Raw genomic sequence first — 20,671 nt, 5'->3', positions numbered from 1 at the left:
CGATGAGGTCTGCCTAAACGTCGCTCGGCTCAATCGTTCTGGGGACGCAGGCCGAAGGTCGCCGGCTTGAGGCCGTAGCGCAAGTCGAAATCCTCGTCCCGCTGGGTACGTACGGCCGGCGGTTTGCGATAGTCGGAATCGCCGGCCTGCCGGCCCGGATCAATGACTTCCGCGAACGCCATTGCCTGTTGTGGTCTAGGCACGTTGCGCAGCCGTTCGACGATCGCAACGAGGTCGACATCGTTGCCGGTTTCGGAGGGCAAGGCGTCCTCGCGCTTGGCCGTGCCGGGGATCAAATCCTCGGAGAGTTTTTCGAATTTCATCCGCATCGTCGTCGCCACGCCTTCTCCGAAGGCAATGGCCTCGCGCTGCCCCATGGAAGACAGGAACGCCAGCGTCGAAGCCGAGGAATCGGCGATCGCCGAGCGGATGATCGCCTGGTCCTGCTCATTGGCGAGCCGCATGGCGAAGAACGTCGAGCACTGCGACAGGATGGTCGGATCAAGCTCGCCCGGGCGCTGGGTGACGACGCCGAGATAACAGCCATATTTGCGGCCTTCCTTGGCGATGCGCGACAGCGCGTGCCGGGTCGGCGCGAAACCGAGGCGCGGATCGGCCGGCATATAGCGATGCGCTTCCTCGCACAGGAAGAGCAGCCGCAAGCGGCCTTCGCTCCACAACGCCAGGTCGAACGCCAGCCGCGCCAGCACCGAGCATACGGAATTGACCACCTCGGACGGCATACCGGCCATTTCGAAGCAGGTCACCGGGCGGCCGTGATGCGGCACGCGGAAAATGTTGCCGATCGTCTCGTGAATGGTGTCCTCGATCAGGCGCGAGTTGAACATGAAACGGTAGCGCGGATCGGATGCCGCCGATTCGATACGTGTCTTCAGTGACCTGAGGGTTGGACGATCGTTCTTGCTTTCCAGCAATCCCATGCGTTCGTCGACCAGTTTGATGAGGTCGGCAATGCGATAGGGTACCGGCGCGTCGGCGGTCAGCGCGTCGGTGCTGCGCCGCAGGTAGTTGCCGGTGTTCGGATTGCGATAGAGGTTCTTGGCCGCGGGAATGAGATCGCGCAAGGCGTCGACCTCTTCCGGCACCGTCTCGCGGCCGCGAAACAGCACCTCGGCGAATTCCTCGAGTTTGAACATCCAGAAAGGCAGGTCGAGCGTCGTCGAATCGACCCTAAAGCAATATTCGGGCAAGGACGCGGCGAACTCGTTGTGTGGATCCAGGATGAGCACGCGCAGGTCGGGCCGGGCGGCGATCGACTTGCGCAAGAGCAGCGAGACGGCGGTCGATTTGCCGACCCCGGTCGTGCCGACAATGGCGAAATGGCGCGCCAGCGTATCGTCGATGGCAATATTGGCGTCGATGGCCTCGTCCTGCGACAGCGTGCCGATGGTAATCGAATGACGCCCGGCGAGATCGTAGACGGCCTGTAGGTCGCGGCTGCGGATACGATGGGCAATGGCGCCGATATGCGGATAGGTCGTGATGCCGCGGTCGAATACCGGCTTGGCGCCGGGTTCGGCGCCGTCGCGCACCTCGCCAATCAATTCGATGCTGACCTCGATCGGATTCTGGCCCTCGCTGCTCCAGGCACGATCCGACTTGCCGATTTCGTAGACCAGTCCGACGGTTCGTGATGTACCGAGATTGATCGAGATCATCTTGCCGACGCTCCATAGGCCGGTGACCGTGCCTTCGATATCGTCGGCATAGGCGCTGATGGTGGCGCGCGCGCCATCGCATTGCACGACATTGCCCAGAATCCGCTTGTCGTTCTGCTCCGCCCTGCGGCGCTCTAGCAAAGTCGGTTCTCCAATGGAGGTTTCGCGTTCGACGAGCATGGACAGGCCGATCCCCTTTTCCCAAACAATGAGCCTAGGCGGACGGGGTTAAGGTGGGGTGAGGCCGGATGGTTTAGCGGACGTTAAGGGGTTTGCGAAAACTGGACGAAACGGCCGTTGCCCGAGCGCGGGATTTCGCTATAGTGGATGAATGGATAATATAGCGAACGATATCTCATCGACTATCGGCAGAAGGATACACGCCGAAAGGGTGGCTCGCAGCTGGTCCCTGGCGGATTTGGCGGAGCAGTCCGATGTCTCGAAAGCCATGCTGAGCACGATCGAGCGCGGCATGACGAGCCCGACGGCGGCACTCCTCGTGCGCATTGCGGCCGCGTTCGGCATGACGCTTTCCACTTTGATCGCAAGGGCGGAGTTGCAAGGCGGTGGCCTGCTTCGCGAACGTGACCAGCCGGTCTGGCGCGATCCGGCTACGGGTTATGTGCGGCGGCACCTTTCGCCGGTTTCGGACATGCCGCTCGAACTGATCCGGGTCAAACTGCCGGCGGGCGCCAAGGTGAGCTTCCCGGCGGCCTCCTATGCCTTCATCAGACAACAGATCTGGCTGATCTCCGGGCAGCTGGAATTCGTCGAGGGCGACATCGTTCACAGGCTCGAGCCCGGCGACTGCCTGGCGCTCGGCGCGCCATCCGATTGCGTCTTCCACGCTCCGGGGCCGGACGCCGCCGACTATCTGGTTGCGTTGGCCAGGAGCTGAGACGATGGCGCGCCGTCCGAAACGTTCCGACAATGGCGGTCCGCCGCTCGACGACCACGAGGGTCCGCCTTGGGGCAAGGGAGACCCCTATATCTTTCTTGCCTGGCGGACCGCCCATGCCCAGGCATGGAAAGTGCCGAGCCGCGAGATCATGCTGATGCGGCTGGACAAGGCCGAGCGGCTAGGCCTGACCTATGAGGAATACACGCTCGAACTGCTGGAACGCGGGCGACATCTGCAAGAGGAAGACGCCGAGCGCATCGGAGAAATCCGCCGAGCCAGGAAGCGGAAGCGGACCAGTCATTTCGGCTGACGGTGCAGGCCATGCTGCCGCTCGATGCACTGCCGTTCCCGTTGCACACAGAGGAGACCACATGGATTCAATAGAAATCAACCTGCTCAGCAATACTGCCGGAACGAAAAAAATGCTGGTCGATTTGCTGATCGGCACGGTTGCCGCCGGCGGCTCGGTCAGCTTCATGCATCCCTTGGCGCCGGAGATGGCTGCAGCCTTCTGGAACAAGTCGCTTCAGGCGGTCGCCAGAGGCGAAAGGGCGGTGCTCGGGGCCTGGAACGGCGAGGCTCTGATCGGCACCGTCACCGTGCTGCTCGACTGCCCTCCCAACCAGCCGCACCGGGCCGAGATCGCCAAGCTGATGACCCGCCTCAATTATCGCGGCAAGGGCGTCGCAACCCGCCTGATGGAGGCGGCGGAAGCCGTTGCCATGGAGAAAGGCCGCACGCTGTTGGTGCTGGACACGGCAAAAGAGGAGGGGGCTTCCGGCCTCTATGAAAAGCTCGGCTTCACGCTGGGCGGCGAAATACCGGATTATGCGCTGAAGCCGCATGGCGGGCTGACAGGCACCCTCATCTACTGGAAGCGCATTGGTACAGTCCCGGCCCGCGCACATTCGCCGTTGACAGCACCATCAAACCAATTCTATTGTCCGCGACCATGAAAACGGCACTCATTCTCGTAGGAAAGCGCGTGGGCAAGGCGGTGTAACCGCCAGGCGGTGACCTCCCATGCGCAAGACACAGGCTCCCTCGGGGGCCTTTTTTATTGCCCGAAACACGACTAAACGACCAGCAATCGCCCGATGGCGAACAGTACGGGACCAGACCGATGAGCAGTGGACAGAATGAGCGGCGCGAAACGCCAAGAACCGAGATGACTGGCGCCGAAATGGTGGTGCAGGCGCTGAAGGACAATGGCGTCAAGCATGTTTTCGGCTATCCGGGCGGCGCGGTTCTGCCAATCTACGATGAAATCTTCCAGCAGGACGAGGTCGAGCACATCCTCGTTCGCCACGAGCAGGGCGCTGGCCACGCGGCGGAAGGCTATGCGCGCTCGACCGGCAAGGCCGGCGTCATGCTGGTGACCTCCGGGCCGGGCGCGACAAATGCGGTGACGCCATTGCAGGATGCGCTGATGGATTCGATCCCGCTGGTCTGCCTGACCGGCCAGGTACCGACGTCGCTGATCGGCTCGGATGCGTTCCAGGAGTGCGACACGGTCGGCATCACGCGGCCCTGCACCAAGCACAACTGGCTGGTGAAGGACGTCAACCAGCTCGCGGCAACGATCCACGAGGCCTTCCATGTGGCAACGACAGGGCGCCCCGGCCCGGTCGTCGTCGACATCCCGAAGGACGTTCAGTTCGCCAAGGGCATCTATGTTCCGCCGCAGACGGCGCCGCGCACCAGCTACCAGCCGAAGGTCCAGGGCGACCTGGAGAAGATCAAGGCGGCCGTCGAGCTGATGGCCGGCGCCAGGAAGCCGATCATCTATTCGGGCGGCGGCGTCATCAATTCCGGCCCGGAGGCGAGCCATCTGCTGCGCGAGCTGGTCGACCTGACCGGCTTCCCGATCACCTCGACGCTGATGGGCCTTGGCGCCTATCCGGCGTCGGGCAAGAACTGGATGGGCATGCTCGGCATGCACGGCACCTACGAAGCGAACATGGCGATGCACGATTGCGACGTCATGCTCTGCATCGGCGCGCGCTTCGACGACCGCATCACCGGGCGGCTGACAGCGTTTTCGCCGAATTCGAAGAAGATCCACATCGACATCGACCCGTCTTCGATCAACAAGAACGTCCATACCGACGTGCCGATCATCGGCGATGTCGGCCGTGTGCTGGAGGATCTTGTGCGACTGTGGCGGGCAACCGCCAAGGCCGACAAGAAGGCGCTTCACCCGTGGTGGGAGCAGATCGCCAAATGGCGCGCGCGCGATTCACTCGCCTACAAGATGAACCATGAGGTGATCATGCCGCAATATGCCGTCCAGCGGCTTTATGCGCTGACCAAAGACCTCGACACCTACATCACCACCGAGGTCGGCCAGCACCAGATGTGGGCGGCGCAGCACTATCATTTCGAGAAGCCGAACCGCTGGATGACCTCCGGCGGGCTGGGCACGATGGGCTACGGCCTGCCGGCCGCGCTCGGCGTGCAGATCGCGCACCCGGATGCGCTGGTCATCGATATCGCCGGCGACGCTTCGGTGCAGATGACGATGCAGGAGATGAGCGCGGCGGTACAGCACGAGGCGCCGATCAAGATCTTCATCCTCAACAACCAGTACATGGGCATGGTGCGGCAATGGCAGCAGCTGCTGCACGGCAACCGGCTGTCGCATTCCTATACCGAGGCGATGCCGGATTTCGTCAAGCTCGCCGAAGCCTATGGCGGCCACGGTATTCGCTGCGACAAGCCGGACGAGCTCGATGACGCCATCAAGGAGATGATCGCGGTCAAGAAGCCCGTCCTGTTCGATTGCCGCGTGGCGACGCTCGCCAACTGCTTCCCGATGATCCCGTCCGGCAAGGCGCATAACGAGATGCTGTTGCCTGATGAGGCGACCGACGAAGCTGTCGCCAACGCGATCGACGCCAAGGGCAGGGAACTGGTGTAGCCTGGTTCAAGGAAGCTGTGCGGAAACAGCAGATTAGCACAAAAGTTTGAAATCGAGATTCATGTCATGAACGCACAGTTGCAACCGACCGGCTCCGCCTATTTCATCGCCAAGGAGACGGAAAAACCAGAGAACCACACGCTTTCGGTCCTGGTCGACAACGAGCCGGGCGTGCTTGCCCGGGTCATCGGCCTGTTCTCCGGACGTGGCTACAACATCGAGAGCCTGACGGTCTCGGAAACCGAGCACGAAAAGCACCTGTCGCGCATCACCATCGTGACGCGCGGCACGCCGCACGTGCTGGAGCAGATCAAGCACCAGCTTGAGCGCATCGTACCGGTGCACCGCGTCGTCGATCTCACCGTGCGGTCGCAGGAATTCGGACAGGAGCGGCCATTGGAGCGGGAACTCGCGCTCGTCAAGGTCGCCGGCACCGGCGAAGCCCGCGTCGAGGCGCTCAGGCTCGCCGATGCATTCCGCGCCAGCGTCATCGATGCCAACACCGAGCATTTCATCTTCGAGATTACCGGCAAGGGCTCCAAGCTTGATCAGTTCATCGCCATCATGAAGCCGCTCGGCCTGGTCGAAATCTGCCGTACCGGAGTGGCGGCGATGAACCGCGGCCCGCAAGGGATGTAGTCATCCAGCTTGGCTCTATCTCGTCGCTTTGCCACCGATCGCATTGAATAGGGGAACGGCATGACATTCGACGCATTCTTCGCCTTGCTGGTCTATGCCTTCGTGACCTCGATCACGCCGGGTCCGAACAATTTCATGCTTTTGGCCTCGGGTGTGAATTTCGGCTTGGTCAAGACCGTGCCACACATGCTCGGCATCGGCTTCGGCTTCCTCGTGCTGTTGCTTGCCGTAGGCTTCGGGCTTGGGGCCGTGTTGACGGCCTTTCCGGTGCTGCATACCGGGTTGAAGATCGCCGGCGGCCTCTACCTGCTTTATCTGGCCTGGAAGATCGCCATGTCGCGCTCGCTCGGCGGCGAAGGCGAGGCGAAGGGCCAGCCGATGCGCTTCATCGAGGCTGCGGCTTTCCAGTGGGTCAATCCTAAGGCCTGGGTGATGGCGATTACGGCCATGGCCGTCTATACCAATCCGGAACGCCCGTTTGTGTCTGTGGTGCTGATCGCGGCCGCTTTCGCCGTCGTCATGCTGCCGAGCATTTCGACTTGGGCCGGTTTCGGCATGGCGCTGCGCGGTTTTCTGGCTGATGCGGTGCGGCTCAAATGGTTCAACATCGCCATGGGCGTGATGCTTGGGGCGACGCTGTGGCCGATGCTGCGTTAGCTGCCGTTTTATTGTGCACTGCACATTAAATCTTCGTAATGACGGGTTTTGGCCCTTTTTCGCCTTCGGCATCCTCTATTATCTGGCAAAAGCGCGGCAAGAGGCTGCGAGTTGAGCTAGACTGCGGCCACCGGATAGCGGCGTGTCGGATCGAGAGGCCTTTTGTCGATGCGCGGAAAGATCGTATTTGCGGTGATTGCTGCAGCCTGCGTTGCCGCGGCGGCGTGGCTTTATCTTTCGCCCACCGCAATGAGCGGTCTTCAGCAGATGCTGTCGGCGAAGCAGACGACGGCGGCGGCGGACAAGCCCGCTGCAGCGGCAAATGCCGCGCGTTCGACTTCGGTGGTTGCCGCCACCGCCTCGACGGCCGATTTCCCGGTCCGGCGCTATGCCATCGGCTTTGTGTCCTCTCCCGCCGTGGTCAGCATCAACGCACGGGTCTCGAGCCAGATCGTCGCAATCGCGGTCAAGGACGGACAGATGGTGAAGACCGGCGACCTCCTGTTCTCGCTGGACGATCGCTCATTGAAGGCCCAACTGGCACGCGATCAGGCGACGCTCGCAAAAGACCAGGCGCTGCTTGCCAGCGCCACGGCCGATCTTCAGCGCGCCAAAAATCTCGTCGCCAGGCAGGCCGGAACACAGCAGACCTATGATCAGGCCGTCGCGGCGCAGAAATCCGCCGCGGCCACTGTCGACGCCGATAAGGCGACGATCGATGCGGACGAGGTCCAGCTTGGCTTTGCCACGATCAAAGCGCCGATTTCCGGCAGGCTTGGCGCGGTCAGCGTCGCGGTCGGCGACCTCGTCACCACCAGCAACGGCAGCAGCACGTCGACGCCGCTGGTGACGATCACGCAGGTCGACCCGCTGCAGGTGAACTTCAATCTTCCGGAAAGCGATCTTGCCTTACTGCACAAGGCGCTGGCGGCGCCGCAGCAAGGCGCGGTGACGCTGACCAAGGACGGCGACCCGAAGCCGATCGGCAAGGGAACGCTGGATTTCGTCGATTCCAGCGTGGACACGGCATCCGGCACGATCGCAACGCGGGCCAGCGTGCCCAACGCCGATCTTTCGCTGTGGCCGGGCCAATATGTAAATGTCGTACTCGATGCCGGCATCATGCCGCAAATGACGTCCGTTCCGACGGTCGCCGTCCAGCCCAGCCAGAAGGGGCCGTTCGTCTATGTGATCAAGCCGGACAACACCGTTGAAATGCGGCCCGTGCAGGTCGCGCTGACAGAAGGCGCCAACACCGCGATCAGCCAAGGATTGGAAAGCGGCGAGCGTGTCGTCGTCGAAGGCCAGACCAAGCTGAAAAACGGCGCGGCGGTGCGCGAAGGCAAGGCCTCGACCGGTACCGGCGACCAGGCGACTCCGAAGGTCGCGGAGGCCGACAGGACGGGCGGAACACAGCCATGATTTCCGAATTCTGCATCCGCAGGCCCGTCGCCACGCTGCTCATGTCGTTCGCCTTGGTTCTGGGCGGGCTATTTGCTTACAAATTCCTGCCGGTCGCGGCGCTGCCAAGCGCGGAATTTCCGGTTGTCAACGTCTCGGCCTCGCTGCCTGGGGCCTCGCCGGAAACCATGGCGACCTCGGTGGCAACGCCGCTGATCAAGCAGTTTGCCACTATCGCCGGCATCGATTCGATCTCGACGACCAATTCGCTCGGCACGACCTCGATCGCCATTCAGTTCGTGCTCAACCGCGACATCGATGCAGCCGCCGCCGATGTGCAGGCGGCGATCGCACGCACGCAACGACAATTGCCGCCGGAGATGACCAGCCCGCCGAGCTATCGCAAGGTCAATCCAGCTGACGCGCCGATCCTGCTGATGTCGCTGGTCAGCGACACCATTCCGCTGACCGATCTCGATGCCTTTGCCGAGAATGTGATTTCGCCGTCGCTGTCGACGATCGACGGCGTTGCGCAGGTTTCGATCTACGGCCAACAGAAATATGCCGTCCGCGTCCAGATCGATCCGACGGCGCTCGCCGCACGCGGCATCTCGATCGACCAGCTGCAGACGGCCATTGCCTCGGCCAACAGCAACACGCCGCTCGGTGTGCTCAAGAACAACAAACAGCAGCTGACCATCACGGCGAACACGCAGCTGACCAACGCGGCGGGATTCTCCAACATCATCATCGCCACCAAGAACGGCCATCCGGTGCGGCTCGGCGAGGTGACCCGCGTCATCGATTCGGTCGAGACCACGACGACGGCAAGCTGGTATGACGGCACCCGCGCCATCATCATGGCGGTGCAGCGTCAGCCGGATGCCAATACCGTCGATGTCGTCGACCGCGTCAAGGCGATGCTGCCTTCCTTCGAGGGTCAGATGCCGGCAGCTGCGAGCATCCAGTTGCTCAACGATCGCTCGACATCGATCCGCGAGGCGGTCGACGACGTGCAGTTCACGCTCCTGCTCACTATCGCGCTGGTGGTGATGGTGATCTTCCTGTTCCTGCGCCGGGTGACGGCGACGGTGATCCCGGCCGTGGCGGTGCCGATTTCGCTCATCGCCACTCTGGGCGTGATGTACCTGTTCGGCTTTTCCATCGACAACATCTCGCTGATGGGACTGACGCTGGCGGTCGGCCTTGTCGTCGACGACGCCATTGTCATGCTGGAAAATATCTTCCGGCATATGGAGGAGGATGGGCTCTCGGCAATGGAGGCGTCGCTCAAGGGCGCCCGCGAAATCGGCTTCACCATCATCTCGATCTCGATCTCGCTGGTCGCCGTGTTCATTCCCGTGCTTTTGATGGGCGGCGTGATCGGGCGCATCTTCAACGAGTTCGCGGTGGTGGTGACGGTCGCCATCCTGGCGTCGATGTTCGTCTCGCTGACGCTGACGCCGATGCTGTGCTCGCGGCTGTTGTCGTTATCGAAAGCCGAGCAGAAAGCAGCGCACGGCGCGGACCATAGGCAAAACGTCTTCATGCGGGGCTATGACCGGCTGCTGACATTCTGCCTGCGCCACAATTTCCTGGTTTTCCTTGTCTTCCTGGTAACCGCCGGGCTGTCGGTGTGGCTGATCCAGATCTCGCCGAAGGGCTTCTTCCCGCAGGAGGATATCGGCCAGGTCTCGGTGACGACCATCGCGCGCCAGGACATCTCCTTCGACGCCATGGTCAAGTTGCAGGGGCAAGTGGCTGATGTCTTCTCCCATTCGCCCTATGTCGCGCATGTCGGCTGGTCGGCGGGCAGTGGAAACAATGCGCTCAACCAAGGCCAGCTGTTTGTACAGCTGAAAGACAAGGACCAGCGCCCCAATATCGACAAGGTGCTTGCGGATCTGCGGCGCCAGCTTGCCAATGTGTCCGGCATCGAAACCTACATGCAACCGGTGCAGAACCTGCGGCTCGGCGCGCGCGCTTCGGCGAGTGCCTACCAGCTTGCCGTGCAGGGCCTCGATACCGGCCTGACGAATGTCTGGGCGCAAAAGTTGACGGACGCGATGGCTGCCGATCATGGCGCCTTCACCGATGTCACCAATGACCTGCAGAACAACGCGTTGCAGGCGACGCTGGTGATCGACCGCGACAAGGCAGCGACGCTTGGCGTCGATACCGACACGTTGCGCTCCAGCCTCTATGGCGGTTTCGGCACCCAGCAGGTGTCGACCATCTTCGGTTCGGCCGACAGCTATAAAGTGGTCATGGAGCTCGACCCGAAGATCGAGTGGTCGCCCGAACGGATGCTGGCGATCAAGGTAAGGACGGTCAGCGGCAGCCTGGTGCCGCTCGGTGCGTTCGCCCGTGTCGATCGGACCGCCGGCGCTTTGACCGTCAATCAGCTCGGCCAGCTTCCGGCAGTGACCATTTCCTACAATCTGCCGCAAGGCGTGGCCCTCGGCGACAGCGTGAGCCACATCAATGCGCTGAAGGACAAGATCGGCATGCCGCCGACGATCTCGACCGCCTTCTCGGGCACGGCGAAGACGTTCCAGGATTCGCTTTCCAACCAGGGGCTGCTGATCGGCGGCGCGATCCTGACCATCTATATCGTGCTCGGCATGCTCTATGAGAGCTTTATCCATCCGCTTACCATCCTGACCGGGCTTCCGTCGGCGGTGCTCGGCGCGCTGGTGGCGCTGCGGCTGGCGGGGATGGATTTGTCGGTGATCGCGGTGATCGGCATCCTGATGCTGATCGGCATCGTCAAGAAGAACGGCATCATGATGATCGACGTGGCGCTCGAGCTCAGGCGCGAGGGAATGTCGCCTGTCGAATCCATCCACAAGGCCTGCCTTATGCGCTTCCGGCCGATCATGATGACCACGCTTGCCGCGCTGATGGGTACCATCCCGATCGCGCTCGGCACCGGCGCCAGCGCGGAATTGCGCCAGCCTCTCGGCGTGGCGGTGGTCGGCGGCCTTGTCGCCTCGCAGGCACTGACGCTGTTCGTCACGCCCGTCATCTACGTCTACATGGAGCATTTTTCCGGCTGGCTCGTCAGCGTATGGGCGGGGCACCGGGGCGAGCCGAGCCCGGTCGAGGCGGTCGACCAGCCGTCACTGTTCGACGACGGGGAAGAACCGGTGCCGCAGAAGGCGGCAGCCGAATAGCACTGGCCCAAGCCGTGGTGCTTGCGGCCGGAGGTCCGCGATCGTAATTTGATGCCATGCTGCACAATCACGACCACGACAACGAGCTTGATGCTTTTGCGGCGCGTGTGCGCGCACTGGAGACGATTCTCACCCGCAAGGGGCTGATCGATCCAGCGGCGATCGACGTCATCGTCGATACCTACGAAACCAAGGTCGGGCCGCGCAACGGCGCAAAGGTGGTGGCGAAGGCCTGGGTTGATCCCGGGTTTGCCGCATGGCTGAAGCGTGATGCGACGGCGGCCATCGAATCGCTCGGCCACACCGGCCGGCAAGGCGAGCACATGCAGGCGGTGTTCAACACGGCCGACACGCACAACCTCGTCGTCTGCACGCTATGCTCCTGCTATCCATGGTCGGTGCTCGGCCTGCCGCCGGTCTGGTACAAGGCGCCGCCCTACCGTTCGCGCGCGGTGATCGATCCGCGCGGCGTGCTCGACGAATTCGGGCTGACCTTGCCGGCAACGACAACAATCCGGGTGTGGGATTCGACCGCCGAGCTGCGCTATCTGGTGGTGCCGATGCGGCCCAGGGACACAGAGGGCTGGGATGAGGCGCGGCTCGCCGATCTGGTGACGCGCGATGCCATGATCGGCACGGCGCTGGCGCGGGAACCGGCATGAACGGGCCGCAGGATCTCGGCGGCCAGATGGGTTTCGGGCCGGTCGCGCCTGAACAGGACGAACCCTATTTCCATGCCGATTGGGAAAGGCGGGCGCTGGGCGTGACGTTGTGTGCCGGCGCCATGGGCGCCTGGAACATCGACGAGAGCCGGCACGCGCGGGAATCGCTGCACCCGGCCGACTACTATGCGTCGAGTTATTACGAAATCTGGATCAAGGCGCTGGAGGTGTTACTCAAACGCCATGGTTTCGTCAGCGACCGCGATCTGGCCAGGGGCGATGCGGTCGACCCGGTAGCGACACCCAAGCGGGTCCTGAAGGCGCAAGACGTTTCGGCGGTGCTGGCCAAGGGCGGGCCTTGCGACCGGCCGGTCGCCGTCCCGCCGCGATTCAAGGCAGGCGACCTCGTGCGAACCAAGAACTTTCATCCGACCGGCCACACCAGGCTGCCGCGTTACGCGCGTGGCAAGCGAGGCGTCATCGAGGCCATGCGTGACGGCTTCGTTTTTCCCGACACCAATGCGCACGGCCAGGGCGAAAACCCGCAATGGGTCTATACGGTGGCCTTCACCGGCAGCGAAATCTGGGGCGAGGGCGCCGACCCGAAACTTGTCGTGTCCATCGATGCCTGGGAGAGCTACCTTGAACCGGCGTGAGACGGGCTCAGCCGCCACCGCGCTGCCCGCCGGTGTCGAGGCGCCAGTCTTCGCCCAGCCGTGGCAAGCAGAGGCCTTCGCCATGACGGTGGCGCTACACGACAACGGGCTGTTTTCGTGGAGCGAATGGGCGGACGCCTTGTCGGCCGAGGTGAAGCGGCCGGGCGCCGCGCGCGACGGTCATGACTATTACGAGCACTGGCTGGCCGCGCTAGAAAAGCTGCTTTCGGCCAAAGGCGTTGCCGGTAGGAGCGACGTCGACAGCCTTGCTGCTGCCTGGGAACGGGCCGCGCATGCTACGCCGCATGGCAAGCCGATCCTGCTGGAGAACGATCCACAGCGGGCTGGGTAAGCTGTCGTCGCCCGGCGTTGTTCTCTTTACGTTCCTCTTCGTCGCTGATAGCCTGGCCCTGTCGCAGCAGCGTAATTGCAGGCGATGAAGTTGATGGTGACGGCAGTCACCTTGTCTTTCCCTCGCGAATCCGGTCTGTCGCGCTGATGGAATTTTCTCCTCAACAGGACGAGGCGCTGAAGGCGGTGGCCGGCTGGCTGAAAGCCGGCAAGCCGCAGCTGTTCCGGCTGTTCGGCTATGCCGGCACCGGCAAGACGACGCTGGCGCGCTATTTCGCCGAGCATGTCGACGGCCAGGTGCAGTTCGCCGCCTTTACCGGCAAGGCGGCGCAGGTGCTGCGTTCCAAGGGCGCGGTCAATGCCCGCACCATCCATTCGCTGATCTACCGGCCGAAAGGCGAGGAATCGGTAGCGGACGAGGTGACCGGCAAAACCTCGATGTCGCCGACCTTTTCGCTCAACCGGCAGAGCCCGATCTCGCGGGCCAAGCTCGTCGTCATCGACGAATGCTCGATGGTCGACGAGCAGCTTGGCCGCGATCTGATGAGCTTCGGCACGCCGATCCTGGTGCTCGGCGATCCCGGCCAGTTGCCGCCGATCTCCGGCGGCGGCTTCTTCACCGACCACGAACCGGACATTCTGCTCACCGAAATCCACCGCCAGGCGCGCGACAACCCGATCATCAGGCTGGCGCTCGATGTGCGCGAGGGCCGCGAGTTCATGCGCGGCGACTATGGCGCGGCGCAAGTGATCGGCAAGGAAGACGTCACCCAGGAATTGGTGCTGAAGGCGGACCAGGTGCTGGTCGGCACCAACCGCACGCGCCGTCGCTATAATCAGCGGCTGCGCGAGCTGAAGGGGTTCAACGCCGATTATCCGCAAGCCGGCGACAAGCTGGTCTGCCTGCGCAACGATCCAGCCAAGGGGCTGCTCAACGGCTCGCTGTGGAAGGTGATGACCTCGTCGCGCGAGACGGTCAAGCCCGGCATCAATCTGCTGGTCTCGCCGGAGGAAGACGATCCGGATCGCGGCGTCGCCAAGATCAAACTGCTCAAGGCGGCATTCGAAGATCCGGACGCCGACATTCCCTGGCAGCAGAAGAAGCGCTTCGACGATTTCGACTACGGCTATGCGCTGACCGTGCACAAGGCGCAGGGGTCGCAGTGGAACGAGATCGTGCTTTTCGACGAAAGCTGGGCATTCAAGGAAACCCGGCAGCGTTGGCTTTACACCGCCATCACGCGCGCGGCCGAACGGCTGACGATCGTCCGATAGGGCGGCCGTATCAGCGCAGGGCGATCGGTCTGGCGCCCAGCCATTCCCAGGCGGCGGTTTCGTCCTTAGCCTCGAAATGCCGGAGTTCGATAGGCAAAGAGGCTGGCAAGAAGGCTCTTGCCTCCGCTATCCAGTTCGGCTCACCGACCGCCGCGCAGCGGCCGATATGCTCCACCGCGTGAGCTATGCCCTGTTCGATCGTCTCGTCCGATACGTCGGTCCAGTCGACACCCTCATGGTCGATCAGGCGCACCAGCACGTCGATTTTCGGGTGCAGCGCGTAGGCTGCCTCCAGCAATCCGAACAGGTTTTCGGCATCAGCCGCTGCGACATGGCCGACGACATCGATGGCGAAGAGGTCTTCGCGATCGGTATCGATGCGACGGACCGCCGGCACGGCATCGAGAAAATTCAACAGAAACTCCTCGCGCTCGATTTTCTTCGTTCCCCTTGGAACACCTGAAACCCTCTGTCTGTTCCCCTAAAGACGGTATAGATGCGCGCCGAGATCAGCCTGGAACCATGCAAATGCCTGCAAAGCTCTCCGTCAACCTCAATGCCATCGCTATGCTGCGCAACCGGCGTGACCTGCCGTGGCCAAGCGTGACAGGGCTCGGACGCATCGCCCTTGCCGCAGGCGCGCACGGGCTGACGGTGCACCCGCGACCCGACGAGCGGCACACCAGGCATTCCGATCTGTCTGAGATCAGAGCCCTGATCGACGACGAGTTCCCGAATGCAGAATTCAACATCGAGGGCTATCCGACCGAGGAGTTCCTGGCGCTTGTGGAAAAGCATCAGCCGGAACAGGTGACGCTGGTGCCAGACGACCCGGCGCAGGCGACTTCCGACCATGGCTGGAACTTCGCCGCCGGGGCTGCGTTCCTGACACCGGTCGTCAAGCGCCTGAAGAAGGGAGGCTTTCGCGTATCGCTCTTTTCCGATCCGGATCCCGATGGCGTGAAAGCCGCTCGCGACACCGGCGCCGACCGGATCGAACTCTACACGGGTCCATATGGCAGCTATCATTCCGATTCGGCAAAAGCGGCGAAGGAATTGGAGAAATTGGGAAAGACGGCGGATGCCGCACTTGCTGCAGGGCTCCAGGTCAATGCCGGGCACGACCTTGTGGTGAGCAATTTGCCGGCACTGGCCAGGCGCATCCCGGCATTGGCCGAAGTGTCGATCGGACATGGGTTGACAGCCGATGCGTTGGAGTATGGCATGGCCGCAACGGTCAGGCGGTTTCTGAAGGCTTGTGGCTGGTAGAGAGAGGCGAGCCGATAGGCCGTGCGTTCCCGGCATGGCAGCGCGTCCTTTCCATCCCCGCAGCATAGAGCACCGCACGTCTATGGGAGTGTCGTCCATGGCCCTTGCCAACGCTGGTAGCGAGGCAGAACCCATCGAGCAATCCAGCCACTCCACAGTCGAGCAGCACAGTACCAAGGTGCTGATGCTGGGCGCGCTGGGCGTGGTCTACGGCGATATCGGCACCAGTCCAATTTACGCGTTTCGCGAAGCGCTGCACGCATCGTCGGGACCGGTCGCCCGCAACGACGTCCTCGGCGTGCTGTCGCTTATCGTCTGGGCTCTGACGATCATCGTCACGATAAAATACGTCGCCTTTGTGCTCAGAGCCGACAACAAGGGCGAGGGGGGTACGTTGTCCCTGATGTCGCTTGCGCGCAGCGCTTATCCCAATGGAGCCAAGCTCATCCTGGGGATCGGGCTCTGCGGCGCCGCGCTCTTTTTCGGCGATGCGATCATAACGCCGGCCATCTCCGTGCTTTCGGCGGTCGAAGGCTTGGAAGTGGTGACCCCGACGCTGGAAACTTACGTGGTTCCAATCACGCTGATCATCCTGGCAATGCTTTTTGCCGTGCAACGCTTTGGCACCGGCCGGGTGGCGGCCGTGTTCGGACCGGTGACGGCAGTGTGGTTCCTGGCCATCGGCGCCGCCGGGGTCTACCATCTGCTGGACGACCCGTCGGTCCTGCTGGCGATCAATCCCTATTACGCCGTCGCTTATCTGGCCAATACGCCCACCGGCGCCTTCGTCACGGTCGGGGCGGTGTTCCTGGCCGTCACCGGCGCTGAGGCCCTCTATGTCGATCTCGGTCATTTCGGGCGCAGGCCGATCGTGCTGGCATGGTTCTCCGTCGTGTTCCCTTGTCTGCTCCTCAACTATTTCGGACAAGGCGCGTTCGTTCTGGCCAACGGTGGCAAACCCACCAATCCATTCTTTCAGATGCTGCCCGATTGGGCCCTGATGCCCATGGTTGGCCTTGCGACGGCAGCGACGGTGATCGCCAGCCAGGCGGTGATCTCCGGAGCTTTCTCGCTGACCCGTCAGGCGGTGCAGCTCAATCTGCTGCCGCGCATCGAGGTGCAGCATACTTCCGAGATGCAATCCGGCCAGATCTACATGCCGCGGGTCAATCTGGTGGTGGCGCTCGGCGTGATGCTGCTGGTGGTCGGCTTTGGCAGTTCGAGTTCGCTGGCTTCCGCTTATGGCATTTCGGTGACTGGCGAAATGCTGATGACAACCATCCTGTTGTTTGTGGTGATGCGGTTCCGGTGGAAATGGCAGCTTGCACTGGCAGCCGCGCTCACACTGCTGTTTGGCACGATCGATACCGGATTTTTCCTGGCTAACGTCGTCAAGATCCTCGAAGGCGGGTGGGTGTCGATCACGGTCGCTTGCGGCATGGGGTTGATCATGTCCACCTGGATCCGCGGCACCCGCTATTTGTTCGACAAGACGCGCCGGAACGAGATCCCGCTCGATTTCCTTGCCGGCAATCTGCTGAAGAAGAAACCGCATCTGGTATCGGGCACCGCGGTGTTCCTGACCAGCGATCCGCTGAGCGCGCCGACGGCGCTGATGCACAGCCTGAAGCACTACAAGGTGCTGCACGAGCAGAACGTCATCCTTTCGGTGGTGACGGCACCGCAGCCTGTCGTGCCCGACAGCGAGCGCGTCAAGATGGAGACCGTCAACGAGTTGTTCATGCGGGTGACGCTGACCTTCGGCTACATGGAGCAGCCCAACATTCCGCGCGCGTTGGCGATCTGCCGCAAGCAGGGCTGGAAGTTCGACATCATGACAACATCCTTCTTCCTGTCGCGGCGTTCGCTCAAGGCATCGCCCAATTCCGGCATGCCGGTCTGGCAAGACAAGCTGTTCATCGGGCTGGCGCGCTCGGCAGCCGATGCGACGGAGTATTTCCAGATCCCAACCGGACGTGTCGTCGAGATCGGGACGCAGGTTGCTATTTAGAACGTGCCTGTTGCAGCGTTCCAGGCAGTCTGCCGAGGTGGATCGAGCCTGCCAGGCCGGGAAGACTCGCAATACCGACACGCAGACATTACGTGACGGCACTTGATATTGCAGTGCAGCAAGCGTAGAGCACCGCGCGCTTATCGGAGTGTCGTCCATGGCCCTTACCAATGCTGGTAACGAGGCAGAACCTGTCGAACAATCGAGCCATTCTGAGGTCGAGCAGCACAGCACCAAGGTGCTGATGCTGGGCGCACTCGGCGTGGTTTACGGCGATATCGGCACCAGCCCGATCTATGCGTTCCGCGAGGCATTGGTGGCATCGTCGGGGGGCGAAGTCGCCAACCGTGGCGACATCCTCGGTGTGCTCTCGCTGATCATCTGGTCGCTGACGATCATCGTCACGATCAAATACATCATGTTTGTGCTCAGGGCCGACAATCGCGGCGAGGGCGGTGTGCTGTCGCTGATGGCGCTGGCGCGCAACAGTTTTCCGACGCGCTCGGCGGTGATCCTCGGCATCGGCATCGTCGGCGCCTCGCTGTTTTTCGGTGACGCCGTCATCACGCCGGCGATCTCGGTGCTGTCGGCGGTCGAAGGCATGAACGTCGTCACGCCGACCTTCCAGCCCTATGTGGTGCCGCTGACGCTGGTCATCCTGGCGATCCTGTTTTCGGCACAGCGGTTTGGAACCGGCGGCGTCGCCCTGATCTTCGGCCCGATCACGGCGGTCTGGTTCCTGGCCATTGGTCTTTCCGGTCTCAACCACATCATCGCCGACCCGGAGATCCTGCTGGCAGTCAGCCCGCATTACATCGTCGCGTTCCTGATCAATTCACCCGACGTCGCCTTCGTGACGATCGGCGCCATCTTCCTCGCTGTCACCGGCGCCGAAGCGCTCTATGCCGACCTCGGCCATTTTGGCCGCAAGCCGATCGTTCTCGCCTGGCTGGCAATCGTGTTCCCTTGCCTGTTGCTGAACTATGCCGGGCAGGGCGCATTCGTGCTGGCGAAAAACGGAGTGGTCGGTCATCCCTTCTTCGAGATGAACGAAGGCTGGACGCTTATTCCGATGGTCGTCCTCGCCACCGCTGCGACCGTCATCGCCAGCCAGGCGGTGATCTCCGGCGCTTTCTCGCTGACTAGGCAGGCGGTGCAGCTCAACATGCTGCCGCGCCTGGAAATCCTGCATACGTCGGAAAGACAGTCCGGCCAAATCTACATGCCGCGCGTCAACATGCTGCTGGCGCTGGTGGTGATGCTGCTGGTGGTCGGCTTTGGCGAATCCAGCAAGCTTGCCTCGGCCTACGGCATTTCAGTGACCGGCAACATGCTGGTGACGACGGTGCTGCTCTACGTGATCATGAGCCGCATCTGGAAATGGCAGCTCTGGCTGGCCATCTCCCTGACAGTGGTGTTCGCGTTCATCGACGTCGGCTTCTTTGCCTCGAACATCGTCAAAGTCTTCGAAGGTGGCTGGGCTTCGCTGGCGGTGGCCTTCACCATTGTGCTGGCGATGTGGACCTGGATCCGCGGCAGCCGCTATTTGTTCGAAAAGACGCGCCGGAACGAGATCCCGCTCGATTTCCTTGCCGGCAATCTGCTGAAGAAGAAACCGCATCTGGTATCGGGCACCGCGGTGTTCCTGACCAGCGATCCGCTGAGCGCGCCGACGGCGCTGATGCACAGCCTGAAGCACTACAAGGTGCTGCACGAGCAGAACGTCATCCTTTCGGTGGTGACGGCACCGCAGCCTGTCGTGCCCGACAGCGAGCGCGTCAAGATGGAGACCGTCAACGAGTTGTTCATGCGGGTGACGCTGACCTTCGGCTACATGGAGCAGCCCAACATTCCGCGCGCGTTGGCGATCTGCCGCAAGCAGGGCTGGAAGTTCGACATCATGACGACCTCCTTCTTCCTGTCGCGGCGCTCGCTTAAGGCCTCGCCCAATTCCGGGATGCCGGTCTGGCAGGACAAACTGTTCATCGGGCTGGCGCGCACGGCGGCCGACGCGACGGAATATTTCCAGATCCCGACCGGACGTGTCGTCGAGATCGGGACGCAGGTGGCTATCTGAACAAATGGCCGTGCCCTTTGAGGGCACGGCCATTGTGAGGCTCAGCTCACCAGAGCCGCCTTGTTTGCTTCAAGAAATTGCTTCAGCGGCTGCGGCTTCCTGCCGGACAGCGTCTCGACCGCGTCCGTTACCATGCTGATGCGGCCGGAGCGCGTGTTGGTGTCGAAGGAAACGATGACGGGAGCGAAAGCCTCGGGAACGCCGGCTGCCTTCAATCCCTCGGTCAGCGCTTCATCCGAAAGCTGGACAACTTCGATCGGCTTGCCGGTGATCTCGGTGACGAGGGCTGCAATTTCGGCCATCGTGTGGGCCTTGGGGCCGGTCAGCGTGTATGTCGTGCTTTCGGTTGCGCTCGAAGCGAGGCCGGCGGCGATTGCCGCGGCCATGTCGTCGCGCGCGCCATGGGCAATGCGGCCGTCTCCAGCGGATGTGTACCACTGCCCCGAGGCGATGGCGTGCGGCAACGCCATGAACAGGTTCTCCTGGTACCAGCCATTGCGGAAGATGGTGTAGGGGATACCACTCGCCTTGATCGCCTGCTCGGTGCCGTGGTGATCGGGCGCAAACAGCACCGGCGATCCGGGCTCGGGATTGGGCATCGATGTGTAGAGCAGGTGCGAAACGCCCGCGCCTTTTGCTGCGGCGACCGCGGTCTCATGTTGCTTCAGGCGCTTGCCCGGAAGGGCAAGCTCGTTCGTCGAAATGATCAGAACCCTGTCGGCGCCCGTAAACGCATTGGCCAGCGATGCGGTGTCGTCGAAGTCGGCCGCCCTGATGGTGACGCCGCGCGCTGCCAGATCGGCCAGATTTTCCGGATTGCGGGTGGCGGCGATGATGCGCTGAGGGGAGACCTTGAGCGTGTCAAGCAGATGATTGATGACGCCGCGGCCAAGCTGGCCGGAGGCGCCGGTGACGAGAAGGGTGTCGGTCATGAAAGGTCCTGACGTTGCGCCGGAGCGGCGGGTGCAATGTTAGTCTCAAAAAGAGACCAGCACTA

General features: G+C 62.5%; 18 protein-coding genes. 15 read left to right on the top strand and 3 right to left on the bottom strand.

What is annotated here, in order from left to right; all coding sequences use genetic code 11:
- Positions 1 to 29 precede the first annotated feature (29 nt).
- Positions 30 to 1,859: an ATP-binding protein gene (locus tag NKG95_RS03400; RefSeq protein WP_352844462.1), complete on the bottom strand. Its 1,830-nt coding sequence runs from the start codon at positions 1,857 to 1,859 to the stop codon at positions 30 to 32.
- 151 nt (positions 1,860 to 2,010) lie between these two features.
- Between NKG95_RS03400 and NKG95_RS03395 the strand changes: the two genes are divergently transcribed.
- From NKG95_RS03395 to NKG95_RS03340, 12 genes are all read left to right on the top strand, one after another.
- The gene (locus NKG95_RS03395) at positions 2,011 to 2,577 is read left to right on the top strand and encodes a helix-turn-helix domain-containing protein (RefSeq protein WP_352788450.1); all 567 of its coding nucleotides are present in this window, start codon (positions 2,011 to 2,013) and stop codon (positions 2,575 to 2,577) included.
- A gap of 4 nt (positions 2,578 to 2,581) precedes the next feature.
- Positions 2,582 to 2,890, top strand: coding sequence for a hypothetical protein (locus NKG95_RS03390; protein WP_353039967.1), 309 nt, complete (start codon positions 2,582 to 2,584; stop codon positions 2,888 to 2,890).
- 61 nt (positions 2,891 to 2,951) lie between these two features.
- Positions 2,952 to 3,536 carry a GNAT family N-acetyltransferase gene (locus tag NKG95_RS03385; protein WP_352483001.1) on the top strand — a complete coding sequence of 195 codons (585 nt, stop codon included), beginning with the start codon at positions 2,952 to 2,954 and terminating at the stop codon, positions 3,534 to 3,536.
- A 167-nt stretch (positions 3,537 to 3,703) separates the two neighbouring features.
- A complete protein-coding gene (locus NKG95_RS03380) occupies positions 3,704 to 5,500 on the top strand; it encodes an acetolactate synthase 3 large subunit (RefSeq protein ID WP_352844460.1) in 1,797 nt (598 codons plus the stop codon).
- A gap of 66 nt (positions 5,501 to 5,566) precedes the next feature.
- Positions 5,567 to 6,139 (top strand): acetolactate synthase small subunit, encoded by a 573-nt coding sequence (ilvN, locus tag NKG95_RS03375; protein WP_023676680.1) that lies wholly within the window; start codon positions 5,567 to 5,569, stop codon positions 6,137 to 6,139.
- A gap of 60 nt (positions 6,140 to 6,199) precedes the next feature.
- Positions 6,200 to 6,796, top strand: a complete 597-nt coding sequence (locus NKG95_RS03370) for a LysE family translocator (protein WP_353039966.1) — start codon at positions 6,200 to 6,202, stop codon at positions 6,794 to 6,796.
- A 168-nt stretch (positions 6,797 to 6,964) separates the two neighbouring features.
- Positions 6,965 to 8,218 (top strand): efflux RND transporter periplasmic adaptor subunit, encoded by a 1,254-nt coding sequence (locus tag NKG95_RS03365; protein WP_353039965.1) that lies wholly within the window; start codon positions 6,965 to 6,967, stop codon positions 8,216 to 8,218.
- Positions 8,215 to 11,373, top strand: a complete 3,159-nt coding sequence (locus NKG95_RS03360; RefSeq protein WP_353039964.1) for an efflux RND transporter permease subunit — start codon at positions 8,215 to 8,217, stop codon at positions 11,371 to 11,373. The genes NKG95_RS03365 and NKG95_RS03360 overlap by 4 nt, the downstream gene beginning before the upstream one ends.
- A gap of 56 nt (positions 11,374 to 11,429) precedes the next feature.
- The gene (gene nthA / locus NKG95_RS03355; RefSeq protein WP_353039963.1) at positions 11,430 to 12,035 is read left to right on the top strand and encodes a nitrile hydratase subunit alpha; all 606 of its coding nucleotides are present in this window, start codon (positions 11,430 to 11,432) and stop codon (positions 12,033 to 12,035) included.
- Complete coding sequence (gene nthB / locus NKG95_RS03350; protein ID WP_353039962.1) at positions 12,032 to 12,691, top strand: nitrile hydratase subunit beta; 660 nt, start codon at positions 12,032 to 12,034, stop codon at positions 12,689 to 12,691. Before nthA ends, nthB begins: the two co-directional genes overlap by 4 nt.
- A complete protein-coding gene (locus NKG95_RS03345) occupies positions 12,678 to 13,043 on the top strand; it encodes a nitrile hydratase accessory protein (RefSeq protein ID WP_352844454.1) in 366 nt (121 codons plus the stop codon). Before nthB ends, NKG95_RS03345 begins: the two co-directional genes overlap by 14 nt.
- Before the next feature lie 146 nt (positions 13,044 to 13,189).
- Positions 13,190 to 14,317 (top strand): ATP-dependent DNA helicase, encoded by a 1,128-nt coding sequence (locus NKG95_RS03340; protein ID WP_023720791.1) that lies wholly within the window; start codon positions 13,190 to 13,192, stop codon positions 14,315 to 14,317.
- A gap of 10 nt (positions 14,318 to 14,327) precedes the next feature.
- Here the strand turns inward: NKG95_RS03340 and NKG95_RS03335 are convergent, their stop codons facing one another.
- On the bottom strand, positions 14,328 to 14,732 hold the full coding sequence (locus NKG95_RS03335) for a SpoIIAA family protein (RefSeq protein WP_353039961.1): 405 nt from the start codon (positions 14,730 to 14,732) through the stop codon (positions 14,328 to 14,330).
- Between the two features lie 113 nt (positions 14,733 to 14,845).
- Here NKG95_RS03335 and NKG95_RS03330 point away from each other — a divergent pair, with 113 nt between their 5' ends.
- The 3 genes from NKG95_RS03330 (at position 14,846) to NKG95_RS03320 (ending at position 19,674) form a co-directional block, all read left to right on the top strand.
- Complete coding sequence (locus tag NKG95_RS03330) at positions 14,846 to 15,586, top strand: pyridoxine 5'-phosphate synthase (RefSeq protein WP_353039960.1); 741 nt, start codon at positions 14,846 to 14,848, stop codon at positions 15,584 to 15,586.
- Between the two features lie 97 nt (positions 15,587 to 15,683).
- Entirely contained in the window at positions 15,684 to 17,597 is a 1,914-nt protein-coding gene (locus NKG95_RS03325) for a potassium transporter Kup (protein ID WP_353018452.1), read from the top strand.
- 157 nt (positions 17,598 to 17,754) lie between these two features.
- A complete protein-coding gene (locus NKG95_RS03320; protein WP_353039959.1) occupies positions 17,755 to 19,674 on the top strand; it encodes a potassium transporter Kup in 1,920 nt (639 codons plus the stop codon).
- 41 nt (positions 19,675 to 19,715) lie between these two features.
- Here NKG95_RS03320 and NKG95_RS03315 read toward each other — a convergent pair whose 3' ends face one another.
- The gene (locus NKG95_RS03315) at positions 19,716 to 20,606 is read right to left on the bottom strand and encodes an SDR family oxidoreductase (RefSeq protein ID WP_353018454.1); all 891 of its coding nucleotides are present in this window, start codon (positions 20,604 to 20,606) and stop codon (positions 19,716 to 19,718) included.
- Positions 20,607 to 20,671 lie beyond the last annotated feature (65 nt).

This window comes from Mesorhizobium sp. M1423, assembly GCF_040317575.1.
Taxonomy (GTDB): domain Bacteria; phylum Pseudomonadota; class Alphaproteobacteria; order Rhizobiales; family Rhizobiaceae; genus Mesorhizobium.
The sequence above is the reverse complement of the archived record's forward strand: the minus strand, read 5'-3'. Positions and strand labels throughout refer to the sequence as shown.